Genomic DNA, 4,453 nt, shown 5'->3' with positions numbered 1-4,453 from the left:
ACTGAAGTTTCCCAATTATTGAGTAGCTGAAATACACAATGCTGGTGTATCGAGGTTTATTTTAGGTGGTTTTGCCATGTTTATAGCAAACCCCTACTTAATTCCCCTTAGGCAATAGCATTTGAAACGAATGAAAAGACTATTTTTTTCATATAGTTGTAGCATAGTTTCAATTTTACCATAAATAATTATTGGGAAACTTCAGTTTATCAATAATCCATGGTTTTGTGACCCTGATTCTCGCTGCCAGCGGACACTAAAAGTTATCACTGGATTTAGTTTAAATAGCTTGGCTTATCTTGGTAGAAGAGTAAGGTTAGAGTTTTTTCCTAAACTATTTTCACTGCTAAAAAATGCTTTTGACTGGTTATATTCTAAAATGAAATAACCCTTTTATTTATACTACGCACATATTTGATGTATGTGCGCAGTCAACAATTATGAGAGAAAATAATGATTAAATCTATACACATGCTATTTATTTTGTTGTCTGTAGGAGGCTTTATTACACGCATCATGCTGGCAGAATTTAAACCTGATATTTTACGTGCTAAGGTATTGAAAATTGCGCCTCATGTGATTGACACTATTTTATTACTGAGTGGTATTACTTTAGTCTTTCAGGGTAACTGGATGGCAGGTGAGTACGGCTGGATTCTAACTAAAGTAGTGATGCTAATTGCTTATATAGGTTTTGGTGTTATGGCGATGCGTAGCACTGGGCTAAAACGCTGGGGTGCTTTTGTGCTGGCTTTAGTCTGTTTTGGGTATATTGGTATGGTAGCGGTTACCAAACATGGTTTTATCTAATTCATGACTGAATTGCATCGCTATTTGTTTGCAGCTTTGCCTTGTGAAGCCAAACCTTTCATTAATCATTTCAAATTAAAAAAAGAGCTATCTGTTACTGCATTCACAATTTATCGTAGTGCTGATATAACATTAACGGTAACAGGCCTTGGAAAGTCGGCAATGGCCGCTGGCGCGGCCTATACCTTGGCATTGTTTCCTGCTGTTCGCCTGCCCGTTTTATTGAATATAGGTATAGCGGGGCATTGTTCTCACGAACTAGGCGCAGCCTTTGTGATAGAAAAAATTACCGACCAGGAAACCGGGCGTAATTATTATCCTCAGTTAATTACCTCTCCTCCCTGTCCAACTCATAGGCTTATTACTGTTGGACAGGCACAGCCAGAGTACCCATCCGATTCTCTTTATGAAATGGAAGCATCGGCATTTTACGAAACTGCTATTCGCTTCAGTTCTAGTGAATTAATTCAATGTATCAAAATTATTTCTGATAATAAAAATAACCCTAGCTCGCAAATTAAACCGGCGCAAGTAAGCCGCTGGATCAGTGATGCACTGCCGATAATTGAAGAATATAGCAAACAACTGAGCCAATTAGCTAGCCTGAATCAGCCTTCTATTGCTGATACTAATAGTTATGCTGAGATGATTTTAAAGTGGCATTTTACTAATAGCGAAAAATTACAGCTAAATAGTTTGTTAAATAAAAGAGGCATTTTAACGAACCATAAATCACAGAATGTAGAAGAAATGACTCAGTCCTCAGCAAAAGAAGTGCTGAACTATTTACGTGAAGAACTTGATAAGCAAGCTTTTGGCGGTTTTTGAAGAACATTCTTCATCTAAGTAACAAAATACAAGTCTTTGAATATATAGTGTTTTGTTACTTGAAGGTGGGCAGCCAGAAACCTGGCTTAAGATGCTGATTACGAAGAGGCTTCAGCTATAAGACTACAGGAGTGACGTATATTTACTTATATCAGCTTAAGCCGGGCTCAAAATTTTTATAAAAAGTATCGTGTGATATTTCAATCTGTAGGAGCGGTCTTTAGCCGCGAAATAACACATGCTTACTCTACATATCTAAAGCCTTGCTACTAGTGGCTTTACCTCCAGATGAGATCATGAGCTATGTTGATGAGTTGCCTCATTCTCTACACCATCCAGCTGAATATCATGTGCAACGCCGTGTAATGAAACGATCAAGCATATCCCTGCAAAAATTAAAGCAATTTGTTGCAGTGATGTTTTTATATCTGTTTTTTTATGTAAGGTAGGAATCAAATCAGCAACAGCGATATAAATAAAACTAGAGGATGCCATCGCTAAAAAATACGGCAAACTATCTTGTAAATCTCCCAGGCTATAGTAGGCTAAAACACCACCGACAATAGTGGTTAAGCTTGCTAGAACATTATAAAACAAAGCTTTGGCTTTGGAGTATCCACTGTGTAGTAAAATTGCAAAGTCACCCACTTCTTGAGGTATTTCATGTGCAGCAACTGCCAGACTGGTGACAATGCCTAGCTTAACATCAGTTAAAAATGCAGCAGCAATCAGTACGCCATCAACAAAGTTATGAATACTATCACCAATAATAATCATCGTACCCGCTGACTTATGTGAGCCATGAGAATGGCCGTGACCATGTTCATCCGTATCCCCGTGAACTTCACAGCTGCCTGAATGGCAATGGCGCCAGATTAATAGTTTTTCTAATATAAAAAACATTAATAGGCCCAGCATAATAGCACCGGATAGTGGTTGTATCTGTGTCTGTGTCACTCCAACTTCTTCAAAAGCATGCGGAATCAGGCCCCAAAAAGCGACAGCTAATAAAGCACCGGTTGCAAAACTTACTCCATGTGGCAAAATCTTAGCTCGGGTATCATCAGGTAATAACAGGAAAACAGAAGCTGCCAGAACGCTTAATACACCGCCTAAAGCGGTAAAAATAACAATTAGAAATAGTAAATTCATGTTTTTAGGATTACAGAAATACAAATGAATTGATAATCCATCCATATTTAGAATAAGGTTTTAGAAAAAATAATAAATAAAACCCAGGCATTTAGGCTCTAAAGTTTATCACGCAATGGAATGCAGGGTTACTACTGACTCGCGCTTGAGCGTTAACAAATCTAGTAAAGCTTAGGGAAACGTAACTCTATGAGAGTAGATCAAACCTTCCTACGATATTTAGTTTCAAATTTTTTTACTGCTCGACTGACTGTCATATAGTGAACCTTAAAATGCAGGCCTATTCCAATCATAGTATAGGCTCCTGATAAATAGGCTCTTGCCATTGCTTCATTCCTTTGAGCATATTTTTTTGATAATCTAATAAGTGATAAAGCAATAGCTCTTTTATGTGCTTTGGATACTTCACGTAATTTTTCTGGCTTTTCTATCGGGATGATGAGTGTTTCCATTGAAAGCTACAATAGCTAAGAAACTTAGACAGTATGCCTTATTTTATAGGTAGTATACGACTCGCTTCGGTATTTTGGAATGCTTACCCCATCTATACCTGCTGCCGCTTGCTTGTTAAGTTGACCCCTGCTTTGATACAGAAGATCAGAATCCAGTTGTCCATATAAATTCTGAAACCTGTGCTTGGGGTGGCTTGCTGCTTTATATGCAATAGCGGATAATTCGGTTTTCATAGTGTTTCCAGCCCTACTTTGTCCGGCCTATGTTCTGTTAACCACTAAACATAACTGTCAGCCCCTTCGCCATGCAGACGGTTTTCCCGCCCTCAGACTACTATGAGCTGATCCGACTTCCACAGTGCCTTCTTCGGTCTGTCTTGCTTTTAAGCTTAACTTTCCTGCCTATCTCCTTATAGGAGCATCTGCGGATCTCTCGAGCTCCTGATCCATCTCCTCCTACATGCCACGGCTTGATAACTCCGCTGATTCGCCACAATCTCATCAGATCGGTTGCTTTGCTTGGACTTTGATTGCGTTACAAACCTCGTCAATCAGAACTTTATTTTATTTTCGGAGCGATACTAGCACTTCAGGACACGCATCCCCTATGGCCTATAAGATTCTCTGTGTACGCTTCACCTATCTTGTTCGCTTGGTTGTGACCGCAGTCACTGAAAAGTATTCGCTAATCCCAAACTCCGCCATAGGCGTAACACTCGATACGAGTGGGTGATTAGCCCTTGCCCGACAAGGACTTGCACCCTGCAAGATGCATCAAGCTTCGCTTGACGCACTAACGCCAAATTCAGTCTCCGCTGGCAGATATAAAATCGAGGTTCATTATCAGGTGTGGCTTGAACTTCAACAAGATCAGGGTCATTCCAAAGTGCTTGAGCAGACACAAAATCAATATCGTGTTTACTTAAATTTGAAGCACTCTTTTTATCATCAAATTCAAATTTATGCATGGTATAAAATATATACCATAATTATATAATTTTCAAGTTGGATTGAAAGTGCTAACGTTAAAATCAGCGGCCGTTGGCAGGTGTCCGATAAACTCTGACAAAACACTGAACTTTGATATAAAACTGACCTTTGGAAAGGCTATGTACTCATTAAGGAATGTGCACGAAATAACTTCCTGAAGCAGCCAAGCTTGAATGCGGGGAGTCGCTATTTTTGCGAAAGCTTGTTTTGGGCATCCCAGC

General features: G+C 39.3%; 6 protein-coding genes. 2 read left to right on the top strand and 4 right to left on the bottom strand.

Features of this window, described 5'->3' with window-relative positions; all coding sequences use genetic code 11:
* Positions 1 to 453: 453 nt before the first annotated feature.
* A complete protein-coding gene (locus CDZ78_RS14480) occupies positions 454 to 810 on the top strand; it encodes a SirB2 family protein (protein WP_087870646.1) in 357 nt (118 codons plus the stop codon).
* 3 nt (positions 811 to 813) lie between these two features.
* Positions 814 to 1,638: a nucleoside phosphorylase-I family protein gene (locus CDZ78_RS14475; RefSeq protein WP_087870645.1), complete on the top strand. Its 825-nt coding sequence runs from the start codon at positions 814 to 816 to the stop codon at positions 1,636 to 1,638.
* 294 nt (positions 1,639 to 1,932) lie between these two features.
* On the opposite strand, the gene CDZ78_RS14470 is transcribed toward CDZ78_RS14475, so the two are convergent.
* The 4 genes from CDZ78_RS14470 to CDZ78_RS14455 all read right to left on the bottom strand — a co-directional run bounded on the left by CDZ78_RS14470 (position 1,933) and on the right by CDZ78_RS14455 (position 4,210).
* A complete protein-coding gene (locus CDZ78_RS14470; RefSeq protein WP_087870644.1) occupies positions 1,933 to 2,790 on the bottom strand; it encodes a ZIP family metal transporter in 858 nt (285 codons plus the stop codon).
* Between the two features lie 200 nt (positions 2,791 to 2,990).
* Positions 2,991 to 3,242, bottom strand: a complete 252-nt coding sequence (locus CDZ78_RS14465) for a hypothetical protein (protein ID WP_087870643.1) — start codon at positions 3,240 to 3,242, stop codon at positions 2,991 to 2,993.
* A 24-nt stretch (positions 3,243 to 3,266) separates the two neighbouring features.
* Entirely contained in the window at positions 3,267 to 3,476 is a 210-nt protein-coding gene (locus tag CDZ78_RS14460; RefSeq protein ID WP_087870642.1) for a hypothetical protein, read from the bottom strand.
* 434 nt (positions 3,477 to 3,910) lie between these two features.
* Positions 3,911 to 4,210: a BrnT family toxin gene (locus CDZ78_RS14455; RefSeq protein ID WP_087870641.1), complete on the bottom strand. Its 300-nt coding sequence runs from the start codon at positions 4,208 to 4,210 to the stop codon at positions 3,911 to 3,913.
* Positions 4,211 to 4,453 lie beyond the last annotated feature (243 nt).

The sequence above is a fragment of the Bathymodiolus platifrons methanotrophic gill symbiont genome, from assembly GCF_002189065.1.
In the GTDB taxonomy this organism is placed as follows: Bacteria; Pseudomonadota; Gammaproteobacteria; order Methylococcales; family Methylomonadaceae; genus Methyloprofundus.
This window is presented reverse-complemented; position numbering and strand designations above follow the sequence as displayed.